A 14,074-nucleotide genomic window follows, 5' to 3' on the forward strand; every position below is an offset into this window, starting at 1 on the left:
ACGTCAAACTTTCAAAAAAGTTGAATTTTCATTGTTTTGTTGACAATGCTTTCACTGAACAGTGGGGAAAAATGCTGCTCTTCCAATGGTTGTGGGCGAGTCCGGGAAACTTCGGGCTTGACGCTGTAACTTTGCCGATAGGCAGCTGAATGGGTGCATAAGTTTGCGCTTAATCCCGAATCGATGATACGTGCACCGGACTTGGATCGCCTATAGGTTGAGCAAGCCTTGGTGCTATGTTGCCTAAAAGCCAAATCGAGGCACGCGAAATTAACCTATTCTTCCAATTTTACGTTGTTTCTAAGGATCGGATAAGTGAGGATGAAATTGCCCAAGTGAGGGGAAGCCAAAAGCGCTAGGGGGCGCTGGCGGCTAACTCAGTTACCGGAAGTTTTAGCGGCGTGTTAACGAGGGGGTCTTGTTTAGGTTTAGCGGCTAGGGAACCAGAGTGTCTTTAAGACCTATTGGTCAAACTTTTGGAATTGTGGAAAGTGGTAGTCCTGTATTGGGCACCGGCCCGGTCGATATCGACCGGGCCGTGTTTATTCAAGAAGTACACTTTTTGCGCCAGGCGTCCCAATCTTCCGGCGTATCCAGATCCAAAACCGCGTTTTGGCCGGGCAGGGGTTGCAGGAATACGCCACCTTGTTGTGACCGGACCACCGTCTGCGCGCCGTGATCACCGTGTAATGCCGAAAGCTGACTGAAAAGCGTCCGATCGAAGATCACCGGATGCCCGGGCTTACCATCTGCGGTTGTTCCGCGCCAGATTACATTGTCGGGATGCAACTGGCGTGCTTTCAAGATCGTTCTCAGATCGGTCTGGGTCAGGTCGGGTAAGTCGGCCAGCAAAACCATGACCGAGGGTGCATCAACAGGAAGGTGTTTTATGGCGGTGCGCAAACTGGCATTCATTCCCTCGGCCGCGTCCGGTACGGGAACGGTCTGTACGTCCATTCCTGCAAGAGCATCGTATCTTGGATGCGGGCGCGGTGGCAGGGCGACAAGGACAGGTGCCACGCCACGCGCTAGGGTCGCCGTACGGGTCAGCAGTGGAATGCCATCAATTTGCTGCATAAGCTTGTCCAGCCCGCCCATACGGCTGGAATGACCGGCAGCAAGCAGGATGATGGGGATTTCGGTCATTGCGCCACACTGCTGTCAGTCATGTGTGCTGTCATCCCCTCATGCGTGTGCCATCTGGGTCAAACAAAGGTGTCGAGATAACCTTCGCTTTGCGCATCTGCCCCAGAATCTCGATTTCAACCTCCAGACCATCTTCTATGCGCCCGGACGGCAGAAAGCCCATGGCGACAGATTTCTGCGCAAAATGAGAGTAGCCGCCGGAGGTACAGAACCCAACAACCGAACCATCCAGCCAGATCGGTTCATAGGCGTTGACGTCCGCATCGTCTGTTTCAACCTCGAAGGCTGCCAACTGGCGGATGGTTCCGTTGGCCCGTTCTAATTCCGCTGTATCGCGGCCGATGAAACGGGTGTTTTTGCTGAATGCAATGAACCGATCCAATCCCGTTTCAGCGGCGGTGTAATCCGGCGAATACTCTCGCATCCATGAGCCAAAAAACTTGTCCAGCCGCAGGCTCATCATTGCGCGCATTCCGAACGGAACAATTCCGTGGGGTTGTCCGGCCTCCCACAGTGTCCACCAAAGCTGACGCTGCGCTAAGGGGTCGCAATAGATTTCATAACCAAGATCGCCCGTATAGCTGACACGCTGAACGATACAGTCGGTCATGCCGACAGTCATCCGGCGCACGGTCAGGAAGTTGAAATCCGCCAGGTCGTCTCGGGTGCAGAGCGCCAGAACCTGCGTTGCCTTTGGGCCGGCAATCTGGAAACCGTTCAACCGGTCGCTGATGTTTTTAATTGTTACACCGTCCTGAGCGTTTTGCTGGAACCACCGCATGTGGAAGGCCTGACTGCCATAGGACGCCGTAAGCTGGAATTCAGTGTCACTCAGGCAGGAAACCGTGAAATCGCCGATTAGCTTGCCTTTTTGCGACATCATTGGGGTCAAAGACAGCCGACCGGGTTTCGGAATGCGACCAGCCATGATCTGGTCCAACCAGTTCCGAGCATTGGGTCCGGTGATGCGGTATTTGCCGAAATTGTGGACTTCGTTGATACCTACAGCTTCACGCACCGCCCGCACTTCGCGCCCCGTCGCCTCGAACGCGTTCGAGCGGCGGAAGGACGGCGTTTCAAATCCCGGCTCGTCTTCCTGCGCAAAATAATTTGGCACTTCAAGGCCGTATTGCTGCCCCCAAACCGCGCCAAGATCGCTGAAGATGTCATACATTGGTGTTGTGCGGTTGGGGCGTGCGGCGGGCAGTTCTTCGTTCGGATAGGCGACGCTGAAGCGTTTTTGATAATTCTCGATGACTTTGGGGCGGGTATAACCTGGGCTGATCCAGTCGCCGAAGCGGGCAACATCCATGGCAAACACATCGCGCTCTGGCTCGCCTTCGATCATCCACTGCGCCAGCGTCAGGCCAACGCCGCCACCCTGACTGAACCCGGCCATGACACCGCAGGCCGACCAGTAGTTGCGCATTCCGGGTACAGGGCCGACCAGCGGGTTTCCATCAGGGGCAAAGGTAAACGGCCCATGGATCACCGATTTTATCCCGGCCTCAGCCAGCACGGGAAAGCGGCGATAGGCGAATTCGATACTGTCGGTGATCTTGTCATAGTCATCGGGCAGCAACTCGTGCCCGAAGTCCCACGGGGTGCCGTCTACTGCCCAAGGCTTGCAGGGTTGTTCGTAGAACCCGATGCACAGACCACGCCCTTCCTGCCTTAAATAGCTTTCACCCGCCGGATCCATGACATGCGGATGCTCGCCACCCGCATCAATGATCGCTTCGATCTGGGGGATCGCGTCTGTGACAAGGTATTGATGCTCCATCGGGTGCAGGGGAAAATAGACACCTGCCATGGCACCAACTTCGCGTGCCCAAAGCCCGCCCGCATTAACAATGTGTTCGGCATGGATTGTGCCTTTGTCGGTGACGACATCCCAGCTTCCATCGGGGCGCTGGTTGGTTTCACGCACCATGCAATGGGTTTCAATCGTAGCACCGCCCATTCGCGCGGCCTTGGCATAGGCATGGGTTGTACCTGACGGGTCCAAATGACCATCCAGCGGATCGTAAAGAGCACCGATAATTCGGTCGATGTTCGTAATGGGCGCGATCTTTTTGATTTCTTCCGGGCCGACGATTTCTGTCTCAAGCCCCATGAACCGATGCTTGGCGCGTTCGGCCAGCAGCATATCAAACCGGTCCTGATTGTCGGCCAGTGTCACACCGCCCACGTGGTGCAGGCCACAGGACATGCCGGTGATCTGTTCCAGTTCTTTATACAGCCTGATCGTGTAGCCCTGTAGCGCCGCCATGTTGGTGTCGCCGTTGAGGGTGTGAAACCCGCCTGCTGCATGCCAGGTCGAGCCGCTGGTCAGTTCGGACCGTTCCAGCAACATGACGTCCGACCACCCAAGCTTGGTCAGGTGATAAAGAACCGAACATCCGACAACGCCGCCACCAATGACGGCCACCTGGCATGTGTTTTTCATCCGCTCCTCCTTTTCTGGTAGGACGGTGCAGATCAACGAAAAAGCATTCTGTCATACGAGCGACAGAGCGCGTCGTTTTTGTCTTGCGTCCAAACCCTATAAGGGCCGCACTTTCAGGGCTGTGATACGATTGCCTTCGCGTGCTGTTACCTCGAACCGGAAGCCATGGAACGAAAATACTTGCCCAACAACCGGGATCATCTGGGCTTCGTGGATGACCAGACCAGCAAGAGTGTTGGCCTCTTCATCCGGTAGCGACCAGTCCAGCGCACGATTGGCGTCACGAATGGTCATCGCGCCTTCGACAAGGAATTGGCCATCATCCGTCCGCACGACCGGCACCTCTTCGGCGATATCGAATTCATCGGCGATTTCGCCCACAATTTCTTCGAGAATATCCTCAAGCGTGATCAGGCCACGCAATGAGCCATATTCGTCTACGACCAGCGCAAAATGAGCGTGCATTCGCAGAAACTCGCGCATCTGGTCATCCAGAGTTGTGGTCTCTGGAACGAAATAAGGGGCATTCGCGACTTTGCCGATGTCAAAGCTGGCCAGACGGTCGGTGCCGCCGTCACTGCTGCCAGCCTGCGCATACATCGCGCGGAACAAATCCTTGGCGTGAACAACGCCAACAATGTTCTCCTGCTCGTCCCTGAAAACAGGCAGACGAGTGTGAGGGCTTTCAAGGCATTGCCTCAGGATAGCTTCGGGTGGGGCGTTCGCATCGATCATCTCGATGTTGGAACGGTGGAGCATGATCTCTTCCACCGTGCGGTCGCCCAGATCCAGCGCGCCGAGGATGCGGTCGCGATCTTCTTTTTCAACAACACCTTCTGAATGGCCCAGTTGCAGGGCGCCTGCGATTTCTTCGCGCACGGCCAGAATGTTGCTGTCAGGATCGATCTGAACTCCGAACAAGCGCAATACGCCACGCACCAGCAACCGCACGGCTGCGACGACAGGCGAAAACACCGTCACGACCACGCTGATGATCGGCGCAACGGCCGCAGCGGCCTTTTCGGAATTGGTGATGGCGTATGTCTTGGGCAGAACTTCGGCAAAGATCAGCACCAAAAAGGTCATGACCAGTGTCGCCAATGCCACGCCGCTTTCGCCAAAAAGACGTGTGAACAACGCCGTCGCCAGTGACGCAGCCAGAATGTTGACGAGGTTGTTGCCCAGCAGAACCGACCCGATCAGACGTTCGTTGTCGTCGGTGATTTCCAGCGCCTTTTTAGCCCCGCGCGATCCCTTGTCGGCCTGAGCGCGCAGTTTCCCCCTTGATGAGGCGGTCAGCGCCGTTTCCGAGCCCGAGAAAAATCCGGACAGGATAAGCAGAAACAGGATAGCGCCGATCGTAAACCAGAATGCGCCGTCGATCATAGAAGGTAAGGGTTCCATTGGTCCTTGATAGGTTAGTGTACTGCATCCGTTATGGGGACGTCGCTCCGCTGGATCAAGGTCTTAGCCTTTGTCCTCATTGCGGTCTTTGCTCAGCGGGTGATGTTGCAACACCAGTTCCGCCAGACGTTCATCCAGAACATGCGTATAGATTTCGGTCGTCGCCACGTCTGCATGACCCAATAACGTCTGGATCGATCTCAGATCAGCACCATTGGCCAGCAGATGCGTAGCGAATGCATGGCGCAGCGTGTGTGGTGTGACTTTTTCAGAAGAAACACCGCCGCGTACAGCCAGCTCTTTCACCAGCAAAAAGAACCTGTGCCGTGTCAGATGACCGGACTTACCGCGTGATGGGAACAGAAAACGCGAGCGTTGAGCGCCTTTTTCCACGGCCAAATCCTCGGCCTCGTCCCGCGCGGTCAGCCACGCGGCCAGCGCATCCCGGGCCGGGGGCGACAGGGGGACCATTCGCTCCTTCCCCCCTTTGCCCAGCACCAGCAGCATCCGGGGATCGCCACGGGCCGAGGAGACTGGCAGGGAGACAAGTTCAGTCACCCGCATTCCGGTGGCGTACAAAACCTCCATCAGGCAGGTGTTTCTTAGCCTGTCAGCTTCGGTTCTCCCGGTTTTTCGGGCGGCCTCCAATAAACGATCAACTTCGGGCACATCCAGCGTCTTGGGCAGCCGTTTCTGCCGGCCGGGACCTTTGATCTGAATGGCAGGATTGGCTGCGCGCCAGCCTTCCTCGAAGGCAAACCGGTACAGCTGCTTTATTGCAGACAAACGCCGCGCGCGGGTCGAACGTGACAAGCCCTGTGCATCGCAGTCGATCAGGTAGGCTTCGATCAGGTCGCGATCTGCCTGATCAAATCCGGATTTCTTGCGGTCCAGCCATTCGGCAAAATCTTTCAGGTCGCGCCCATAAGCCAGCAGCGTATTGGTCGCAGCGCCAAGCTCTGCCGCCTGCGCCTGCAAGAACGTTGAAATCCACAGTGCATCTGATGCCGGAGAGCCCATGATCAACGTTTTTGCAGGATCAAAAGGGACAGGGCCGCACGTCGCGCGGTGTCTTCCAGCCCAACGCGCCGAAATGTTGCAATTGCCGCTGTCAGGTCCACCAGATTGCCCCGCGCGCCATGTGCAAACAATTGCATGGCTTCAATTATGGCTTCGCCCAACTGACCGTTGGTCAGCAACGCATCAATGTCGCCTGGCACAGGCGCTGCCCATTCGAACCCCTGAGCGACGGCATCAGCCAAAGGGGACGGGGACACCGCGCGCCCGGGATCGCCTTGTGCCAAAGCGGCAAGAAACCGGGTTTCGTTCGATGTGTCAGGTGTTAACAAGGCGGCCTGTTCGTAAAGCCCGGACAGCATCAGAATACGCCAGCGCAGGTTTTCGGTGGCAGCAACCGGTAATGTGACAGTCGACAAGCGCTCGGCAAACAGTTCGGCAAACGGAACCTCAAGCCCGACACCGCGCATCTGTTGCCAGACCGGCTGCAAGGTCTTTCCGATCGCTTCCGCGTTCCCGGTGTCTAACGCGCTTTCAAAACGCTGAACGGCGGCCACCCGATCCCAGACAGCACCTGAGGCCGCCGGGTCACGCTCAGTATAAAGGCCCAGCAGCTGATTGGGGGTTAATGCGCCAATGCGGGTAAGCCGTTCCGCTGCTTCGATCTGTGCCTTCCAACCTGCGACATCGCGCAGATCCGCATTGGCAAACGCCCGTGGCAGCGGAGCGGAGGGAAGTCGTTCGCCAATTGCCTCAAACAAACGGAACGTCAGGGGATCAGGGTTCTCAGGCTGCGGCAGGTAAGCTGCGCCTTCATACAGTTCCGGGCTGAGGAAACGGTCCAGAACTGCCAGATCCTCGGGTGGAAGGATTTCAAGCGCATGCGCTGCCTCAAGGGTCAGCGCGGCTGAAGCCCAATCCCCGCGGCGGGCCTTGCAGAAGATCTGAGCCGCATAGTCCCGCGAAAGATGCGGTTCGGCAATAAGGGCGGTACAACTGCGATCCTCATCCCCGGTCAAGAGCGTCGCATCGAACCAGCGCTTGAAACGGTCTTGCGTGTCAGTAGGTCCGGCCAGTTGAACAAGCGATTGCGCCGGATCAGCGGCACCCAGTTGCATCAACCGATCCAGCCGCGCCAGTAAAAGGGTTTCTTCGGCCAGAGGCCCTGACGGCGCGCGTGTTTCAGACAAGAGTAACGTGAACAACAATCGCTGCATCGCCGGGTTGTCACGCACGTGGACGTCGGCGATCAGTTCGGCCAAGCGATCCGCATCGCTGCCTTGCCAAAGGTCGACGGGCAGGCCAGTGACAGAGGACGAAACAAGGCCCAGTGGCTGCGACAGCGCCTCAAGCGAAGTCACTTCAATTTCTGGCAAAGCGCCATCTTGCGTGACCGGTGGTTCCAGCAGAACGGTTCCCGGCAGGTTTTCCGGCGGGTCTGTCAGCCATTCGATGGCGGATAAGGGTTCCTGCGCATGTGCCGACCCGGCCAGTGTGATTGCCAAAAGCAGTTGCTTAGTTGACATCCAGTACAACCGGCTCGCGAATTTCACTTTGAGGCGCAGAGAAATCCACACCAAAGAATGGACCGACATAGGCATAGGCAACCAGCCCGATGAATGTCAGGCACAGAACATATATCAGGAATTTGATCAGACGGCTCATGGCGTCACGCTGCCTCAATTTTTGGTTTTGACCAAGTTATAACTGGCATTTTTCCCAAGATCACGTCATTCACGGTGAAATGAGCGAAATTAAGCATAACACGCACTCAGCGGACGCGCAGACCCGATTTGCTCTGCACAAAACCGTGGTTCTGGTGGGGATGATGGGGGCTGGTAAGACAGCCGTGGGCCGCGCCTTGGCTGCGCGTCTGGGTGTTCCATTTCTGGATAGTGATGCCGAAATCGAATCAGCCGCCAACATGACCATCCCCGAAATCTTTGAGCGGGACGGGGAGCCGTTTTTTCGCACCAAGGAAACACAGGTCATCAGCCGCCTGCTGGACGAGAAAAAAGGCATCCTTTCAACGGGTGGCGGGGCGTTTCTTCAGCCCGACAACCGGCGTATGATCACCTTGCGCGGGGCGTCTGTCTGGCTGCGGGCAGACCTGAAAGTTTTGTGGAGCCGAGTTCGCCACAAGGACACGCGCCCGCTGCTGCGCACTGCTGATCCTTATGCGACATTGAAAGCCCTCTACGAGGCGCGTGTTCCGGTTTACGCGGAGGCAGATTTGATCGTGGATTCGGATGGCGAAACTTCGATCGAGAATATGGTGGACCGGGTTGTCGACGCCTTATTGGCGCGCCCTGATGTTTTGGAAATCAGATAATGCACCAAACAGTACACGTTGAACTTGGAGACCGGTCGTATGACGTTGAGATCGGTCCGGATCTTCTGGCGCGCGCAGGCGATTGGATTGCACCGCTATTGGCGCGCCCCAAGGTGGCCGTCCTGACAGATGAGAACGTAGCTGGCCTGCATCTGGACGCACTACGTGCGGGTCTGAAAGCCGCCGGAATCGAAATGTCCGCGCTGGCCTTGCCAGCCGGGGAGGCGACCAAAAGCTGGCCTCATTTCGAACGCGCGGTTGAGTGGCTGTTGGCTGAAAAGGTTGAACGCAGCGACGTTGTTGTGGCCCTTGGTGGCGGCGTAATTGGTGATCTTGCCGGCTTTGCCGCAGCCGTCCTGCGCCGAGGTGTTCGGTTCGTGCAAATCCCCACGTCTTTGCTGGCGCAGGTCGACAGCTCCGTCGGAGGGAAAACAGGGATCAACGCCCCTCAGGGGAAGAACCTTATCGGCGCTTTTCATCAGCCATCGCTGGTTCTGGCCGATACATCTGTGTTGCAGACCATGACCCAGAGGGACTTTCTTTCAGGGTATGGCGAGGTGGTGAAATACGGCTTGCTTGGGGATGCTGATTTCTTTGAATGGCTTGAGGCGAACGGGCAAAGCGTGTCCTCGGGTGACTTGGCCGCGCGGGTGCGTGCGGTAACCCGCTCGGTTCAGATGAAAGCCGATATCGTGGCCCGGGACGAAACCGAACAAGGCGACCGCGCCCTGCTGAATCTGGGACACACCTTCTGTCATGCCTTGGAGGCTGCCACTGGTTATTCGGACCGTCTTTTGCATGGCGAGGGCGTGGCCATCGGCTGTGCACTTGCGTTCGAGCTTTCGTCCCGCCTTGGGCTGTGTTCACAAGAAGACCCAAGCCGGGTACGTGCGCATCTGCGAGCAATGGGTATGAAAACGGATCCGGCTGATATTCCGGGCGAATTGCCAAGTGCCGAGTCACTGGTGGATCTGATGGGGCAGGACAAAAAGGTCGTGGACGGCCAGCTGCGGTTTATCCTGGCCCGCGGAATTGGTCAGGCTTTTGTGACCTCGGATGTGCCGAAGGATGCGGTTTTATCGGTTCTGTCGGACGCTCTCGCCCCGGTGTGACGCAGGGGTTAACGACCCTGAATGACCATCAGCTCGCCGATGTTTTCGCGGGTTATGTAACCGATCATACGACCGCCATGGCTCAGAACTGCAATCGCCGGCGCACCATTGTGCAGGTGTTCCAGTACGTCCTCAAGGCCGGTTGTCAGCAAGACTGTAGGAACGTCAGCATCCATGATCGAGGTCGCGGGCGCAGTTCTGGGCTGGTCGCTTGCCAGAGCGGTGAACAGGCGATCGCGTGTCACAAAGCCCAGCAAAGTGTGATTTGGGTCCAGTACCGGAAACTCGTGCTGTGTGGTGTGAATGACGGCTTGCGCAGCTGTGCTTAGCGTATCGCTGGGGGACAGGGCATGAAATTCAGTGATCATCGCGTCACGAGCCAGAACACGGCGGACCGCGGATCGCAAGGCGACATCCTGGCTTTCTGCATTCGCTGCAAAGAACACGAATACGGCGATCAATACCAGAATTGGATTGCCAGAGCTCAGCCCTAGAAATCCAAACCCGACAGCGACAATCTGGCCACCAACCGCTGCAATTCGGGTGGCTTTGACGCGATTCATGCGCAAACACAGAAGGGCGCGAAAAACGCGGCCTCCATCCATTGGGAAGGCCGGGATCAAGTTGAAGATGGCCAAAAGCAGATTGATATAGGCCAGCTTGTCCAAAATTCTCACATTTGGTGATTCCAATTGCGCGAGGGTCTCAAGCGGCATCCCTGCACCAAGCACGGCAAGGCCAATGAAGATAGCGATATTCACTGCCGGACCCGCAAGCGCCACCAGAACCTCTTGCATCGGTTTTTCCGGCATTCTCTCAAGTCGGGCTAGGCCACCGATGGGCAGAAGGGTGATGTCGGGGGTTTTGATACCATAGCGCCGCGCCATAAGAGCGTGACCGAACTCATGCGCGACAACGCAGGCAAACAGGGCCAGAACAAAGAGAAGGTTCTCAATCGCGGCTGGCAGGCCACCGGTCGAGAATGCGGCAAAACCGACCCAAGCCAGCAGCAGAAAAAAGGTGACATGGACCCTCAGTTCGGAACCGAGCAATCGGCCGAGAGAGAAGGACCATGTCATATTGTTACTCCGCTTTGGTTAGAACGGAATCTCGTCATCGTCGATTCCGCCCGAGGCTGGTGCCGCAGAGCTGGAAGGACCGCCATAGGGGTCATCGTAACCGCCACCGGCCTGGCCACCACCATAACCGCCGCCGCTGCCGCCACCGCCTTCACCACGACCGTCCAGCAGGGTCAGTTCCCCGCGATAGGGGCGTAGGACAACCTCGGTCGTATACCGATCCTGACCGGATTGATCCTGCCATTTGCGGGTTTCCAGCTGGCCTTCGATATAAACCTTGCTGCCCTTGCGCAGATATTGCTCGGCGATGCGGGCCAGCGGTTCCGAGAAGATGGCAACCGAATGCCACTCTGTCCGTTCGCGCCGCTCACCTGTGTTGCGGTCTTTCCAGTTCTCCGAGGTGGCAATGCGCAGGTTGCACACTTTGCCGCCGTTCTGGAACGACCGGACCTCGGGGTCGCGGCCAAGATTTCCCACCAGAATGACCTTGTTGACTGAACCCGCCATGTAAATCCTCGTTCTGTTCTGCGTAAATGCGCCGAATCTGACGCAATGAGTTTCGTGAGACCCTATACGGCCTGCATCATGGTTGAAAACAGTTGATACAACACTGTCGAATAAGAGTCTTACTGTACTATTTACCAAGCTTTCATTTTTTGCGGGAATACCTATACTCCCACTGGTTTTGATCGAGCAGGATAAGCAAAGATGCGTTCTTGGGTTGCTGGGTTTTCCGTTGCCTGCCTTGTATTGGCCGTTGCGCCGGTGCAGGCACAAACATTGTCCAGCAAAAGCCGCAAGGATATCTTCCTGAAACAGGCGAAGGTTCTGGATTCTCGTGCGGCAACCCAGTACCGCGACTCGGCCCGGCTGAAACCCAAAACAACGCGTGATCAGGTCAGCAAACGGTATTCAGGAAAATATCGTGGAGAATATCTGGAAATCGCACGGCGTGTTGCTCGCCTTCACAACATCCCTGAAGATCTCTTTTTGCGTCTGGTGCAGCAGGAAAGTGGATGGAACCCACAGGCGAAGTCACATAAAGGTGCGTTGGGATTGGCGCAGCTTATGCCACAAACGGCCGAGCTTTTGGGCGTAAACCCGCATGATCCCAAGCAGAACCTCGAAGGCGGTGCCAGATATCTGTCTTGGCAGTACCGCAAGTTCAAATCGTGGCCTTTGGCGCTGGCGGCCTATAACGCGGGTCCTGATGCGGTTGAAAAGCACGGTGGGATCCCGCCGTACAAGGAAACCCAGAACTACGTGAAGGTTATCTGGGGCGGCTGAAACTGATGCTGCGCTGCAGAGTGTCGTATTCTTGATTCAGTGCAACGCCTCCAACTAACCTGACAGGGTATCGCCCAGTAACTGGTGAGGCCCCTCATGCCTGTTGATCATCCGCAGATTCCCAAAGAAACGCTGGCAAACTGGCAGCAACTTGTTGATCTGGTCGCAGAACTGGCCGACGTGCCCGCAAGCCTGATCATGAAAACCGACGCGCCGGATCATGCGGTTTTGATCACATCCGATCACCCCGAGAATCCATATCCGGTCGGTCTGAGTTTCCAGTTGAACCCCAAGCTATACTGTAAGGGTGTTCTGGAGCGTGACGGAGAGTTGGTGGTCGAAGACGCCAAATGTGATCCGGTTTGGGCGGACAACGACGACCTAGAACACGGAATGACCTTTTACATCGGCTTACCGCTGAAATGGCCCGATGGATCGGTGTTCGGCACAATCTGTGTTCTGGACCGTAAACAGAACCGGCGGGCCTTGTTATTCCGTGAGGGGTTGGCGCAGTTCGCGCGCATGGTCGAGTCGGATTTGGCTTTGTTGCAAGAGGTTTATCTGAGACGCGCGTTGGAAGAGAAACTGAACGAAACACTTGCCCAGCTTGAAACGCGTGTTTCGGATCGAACCCGAGAGCTGCAGGAGACGAACACAGCGTTGCGCGTATTGCTCTCAAGTCTCGACGATGACCGCAAGAACCGGGATCACGAAATCGTCGAGCAGGTTCGCAGCAGAGTTTTGCCGTATCTTGAAAAGGTTCGGGCGCAGCTTTCAGGGGATGAGGCGCAGTTTGTCTATCTTGAGCTGGCCGAGAAGAACCTGAACGAGATCACGTCTTCGCTGTCTGACAAGTTGACGGATGCCTTTGCGGCAATGACCCCGACAGAAATGGAAATTGCTCAGATGGTCATGTTTGGGAGAACCACGAAGGACATAGCCAAGGCCCTGTCCCGAGAGACGTCGACAATCGATTTTCACCGCAACAACATTCGCCGAAAACTTGGACTTGAGGGCCGGGATAAAAACCTGCGCAGTCACTTGCTCTCGATTTCGTGAATGTCGAATATGGGGATTGCCCCCATATTCCACCCCTATTTTTTCGGTCTGAGCCGATGTGCTTTAGCTTGTTACCTTTTGGGATGAGGTGCGGAAAAAAGGCGCACGTCCAACAGAGAGGTACATAGATATGGATCGCAAGGATCTGAAGCCGACCATCCTGAAAGGGGACAGGGATCATCTGGCACCGGGTTTGTCTCGGCGGTCATTTTTCATGGCGGCAGGTGCTGCCGGTGTTGGCGCGACCGCTTCAGTGCTGGGGGCGAAACCGGCCGAAGCGCAATCGCAAGCCTGGTTGCAGCCAGGGAACAATAACCATGTGATTGACCTGCAGGGATCGACGGGTCAGGCCAGTGCCGGAGTTGTCGGTATCGACTATTATGGCCATTGCGCCATCAAGATCACTTCGCCCAACGGCGCAACGGTCCTGCTTGACCCCTGGCGTGATGACCCGTCGGGCGCGTGGGGGCTTTGGTTCCGCAATGAATTCCCCCAGATTCCGGTAGACATTACCCTGTCGACCCACGCGCATTTTGATCACGACGCGATCGAACGCCCAAGCTCGACCATGGTTCTGGACAGGATGGTGGGCAATTTCGAGTTCGCCGATATCAGGATCACCGGTTTTGCTGATAAACATGCCTGCGTGGCGCCGGGGTGGTACAACTGGACCAATGCACTGGCCGAGTTTGGGGTCGATGCCTGCCCACCGAACAATGTGGGTCATATGGATATGGTGGTCTATCTGGTGGAAACAGGCGGCATTCGTACGCTGATCTGGGGTGACAATCGCCATAACCCACCGCAGGAGTTTTGGGACGCCGTCGGACAGGTCGATGTTCTGACCCTGCCGGTAGACGGGTCGCAACATATCCTGAGTTTCGATCAGGGTAATGACATCGTGGCCAAGCTAAAGCCCAAGATCATTATCCCAACCCATTACCTGAATGAAGTCACGTCTTACACGCTGACCACGCTGCAATCTGCGGACGAGTGGGTAAAGGGGCAGAAAAGCTATCAGATGCTTGACAGTGCCAGCCTGAAACTGGAGGCCGGAGAGATTTCAGGCATGGATCAGGAGTTCATGCATTTCGGCAACAACGTCATGACCGGCTGAGAGTCTTGTAGGGAACCACCACTCACAAGCGTCGCCGGTCTCCTCGTGACACGCGGCGCTCACAGAAAGGGC

13 protein-coding genes are annotated in these 14,074 nt (G+C 56.4%); 5 read left to right on the plus strand and 8 right to left on the minus strand.

The features are described from left to right. Positions 1 to 546: 546 nt before the first annotated feature. The 6 genes from ACR0BK_RS00470 to ACR0BK_RS00495 form a co-directional block, all read right to left on the minus strand. Positions 547 to 1,146, minus strand: a complete 600-nt coding sequence (locus tag ACR0BK_RS00470) for a nucleotidyltransferase family protein (protein ID WP_480553321.1) — start codon at positions 1,144 to 1,146, stop codon at positions 547 to 549. Between the two features lie 31 nt (positions 1,147 to 1,177). Next, positions 1,178 to 3,595: a GcvT family protein gene (locus ACR0BK_RS00475; protein ID WP_480553322.1), complete on the minus strand. Its 2,418-nt coding sequence runs from the start codon at positions 3,593 to 3,595 to the stop codon at positions 1,178 to 1,180. 96 nt (positions 3,596 to 3,691) lie between these two features. Then, the gene (locus ACR0BK_RS00480) at positions 3,692 to 4,999 is read right to left on the minus strand and encodes an HlyC/CorC family transporter (RefSeq protein ID WP_480553324.1); all 1,308 of its coding nucleotides are present in this window, start codon (positions 4,997 to 4,999) and stop codon (positions 3,692 to 3,694) included. A gap of 63 nt (positions 5,000 to 5,062) precedes the next feature. Continuing rightward, positions 5,063 to 6,019 (minus strand): site-specific tyrosine recombinase XerD, encoded by a 957-nt coding sequence (locus ACR0BK_RS00485; RefSeq protein ID WP_480553326.1) that lies wholly within the window; start codon positions 6,017 to 6,019, stop codon positions 5,063 to 5,065. 2 nt (positions 6,020 to 6,021) lie between these two features. After that, on the minus strand, positions 6,022 to 7,542 hold the full coding sequence (locus ACR0BK_RS00490) for a hypothetical protein (protein WP_480553328.1): 1,521 nt from the start codon (positions 7,540 to 7,542) through the stop codon (positions 6,022 to 6,024). Beyond that, positions 7,532 to 7,681, minus strand: a complete 150-nt coding sequence (locus tag ACR0BK_RS00495; protein WP_267363898.1) for a hypothetical protein — start codon at positions 7,679 to 7,681, stop codon at positions 7,532 to 7,534. The genes ACR0BK_RS00490 and ACR0BK_RS00495 overlap by 11 nt, the downstream gene beginning before the upstream one ends. Positions 7,682 to 7,760: 79 nt before the next feature. Between ACR0BK_RS00495 and ACR0BK_RS00500 the strand changes: the two genes are divergently transcribed. Continuing rightward, on the plus strand, positions 7,761 to 8,348 hold the full coding sequence (locus ACR0BK_RS00500; RefSeq protein ID WP_480493332.1) for a shikimate kinase: 588 nt from the start codon (positions 7,761 to 7,763) through the stop codon (positions 8,346 to 8,348). Continuing rightward, positions 8,348 to 9,460, plus strand: a complete 1,113-nt coding sequence (gene aroB, locus ACR0BK_RS00505; protein WP_480553330.1) for a 3-dehydroquinate synthase — start codon at positions 8,348 to 8,350, stop codon at positions 9,458 to 9,460. The genes ACR0BK_RS00500 and aroB overlap by 1 nt, the downstream gene beginning before the upstream one ends. Before the next feature lie 8 nt (positions 9,461 to 9,468). Here the strand turns inward: aroB and ACR0BK_RS00510 are convergent, their stop codons facing one another. Both ACR0BK_RS00510 and ssb read right to left on the minus strand, forming a co-directional pair. After that, entirely contained in the window at positions 9,469 to 10,539 is a 1,071-nt protein-coding gene (locus ACR0BK_RS00510; protein ID WP_480516792.1) for a site-2 protease family protein, read from the minus strand. Positions 10,540 to 10,557: 18 nt separating this feature from the next. Beyond that, positions 10,558 to 11,046: a single-stranded DNA-binding protein gene (gene ssb / locus ACR0BK_RS00515; RefSeq protein WP_480472412.1), complete on the minus strand. Its 489-nt coding sequence runs from the start codon at positions 11,044 to 11,046 to the stop codon at positions 10,558 to 10,560. 201 nt (positions 11,047 to 11,247) lie between these two features. On the opposite strand from ssb, the gene ACR0BK_RS00520 reads away from it, so the two are divergent. From ACR0BK_RS00520 to ACR0BK_RS00530, 3 genes are all read left to right on the plus strand, one after another. After that, the gene (locus ACR0BK_RS00520; protein ID WP_267363904.1) at positions 11,248 to 11,826 is read left to right on the plus strand and encodes a lytic transglycosylase domain-containing protein; all 579 of its coding nucleotides are present in this window, start codon (positions 11,248 to 11,250) and stop codon (positions 11,824 to 11,826) included. A gap of 96 nt (positions 11,827 to 11,922) precedes the next feature. Further along, positions 11,923 to 12,885, plus strand: a complete 963-nt coding sequence (locus ACR0BK_RS00525) for a LuxR C-terminal-related transcriptional regulator (protein ID WP_480516794.1) — start codon at positions 11,923 to 11,925, stop codon at positions 12,883 to 12,885. Between the two features lie 130 nt (positions 12,886 to 13,015). Further along, positions 13,016 to 14,002: an MBL fold metallo-hydrolase gene (locus ACR0BK_RS00530; RefSeq protein ID WP_480553332.1), complete on the plus strand. Its 987-nt coding sequence runs from the start codon at positions 13,016 to 13,018 to the stop codon at positions 14,000 to 14,002. Positions 14,003 to 14,074: the final 72 nt, after the last annotated feature.

The sequence above is a fragment of the Ruegeria sp. AF1 genome (assembly GCF_056542125.1).

What these genes read in the sequence shown, in the direction of transcription:
- ACR0BK_RS00470 (WP_480553321.1), bottom strand. Translation starts at nt 1,146, where the DNA reads ATGACCGAAATCCCCATCATCCTGCTTGCTGCCGGTCATTCCAGCCGT.
- ACR0BK_RS00475 (WP_480553322.1), bottom strand. Translation starts at nt 3,595, where the DNA reads ATGAAAAACACATGCCAGGTGGCCGTCATTGGTGGCGGCGTTGTCGGA.
- ACR0BK_RS00480 (WP_480553324.1), bottom strand. Translation starts at nt 4,999, where the DNA reads ATGGAACCCTTACCTTCTATGATCGACGGCGCATTCTGGTTTACGATC.
- ACR0BK_RS00485 (WP_480553326.1), bottom strand. Translation starts at nt 6,019, where the DNA reads ATGGGCTCTCCGGCATCAGATGCACTGTGGATTTCAACGTTCTTGCAG.
- ACR0BK_RS00490 (WP_480553328.1), bottom strand. Translation starts at nt 7,542, where the DNA reads ATGTCAACTAAGCAACTGCTTTTGGCAATCACACTGGCCGGGTCGGCA.
- ACR0BK_RS00495 (WP_267363898.1), bottom strand. Translation starts at nt 7,681, where the DNA reads ATGAGCCGTCTGATCAAATTCCTGATATATGTTCTGTGCCTGACATTC.
- ACR0BK_RS00500 (WP_480493332.1), top strand. Translation starts at nt 7,761, where the DNA reads ATGAGCGAAATTAAGCATAACACGCACTCAGCGGACGCGCAGACCCGA.
- aroB (WP_480553330.1), top strand. Translation starts at nt 8,348, where the DNA reads ATGCACCAAACAGTACACGTTGAACTTGGAGACCGGTCGTATGACGTT.
- ACR0BK_RS00510 (WP_480516792.1), bottom strand. Translation starts at nt 10,539, where the DNA reads ATGACATGGTCCTTCTCTCTCGGCCGATTGCTCGGTTCCGAACTGAGG.
- ssb (WP_480472412.1), bottom strand. Translation starts at nt 11,046, where the DNA reads ATGGCGGGTTCAGTCAACAAGGTCATTCTGGTGGGAAATCTTGGCCGC.
- ACR0BK_RS00520 (WP_267363904.1), top strand. Translation starts at nt 11,248, where the DNA reads ATGCGTTCTTGGGTTGCTGGGTTTTCCGTTGCCTGCCTTGTATTGGCC.
- ACR0BK_RS00525 (WP_480516794.1), top strand. Translation starts at nt 11,923, where the DNA reads ATGCCTGTTGATCATCCGCAGATTCCCAAAGAAACGCTGGCAAACTGG.
- ACR0BK_RS00530 (WP_480553332.1), top strand. Translation starts at nt 13,016, where the DNA reads ATGGATCGCAAGGATCTGAAGCCGACCATCCTGAAAGGGGACAGGGAT.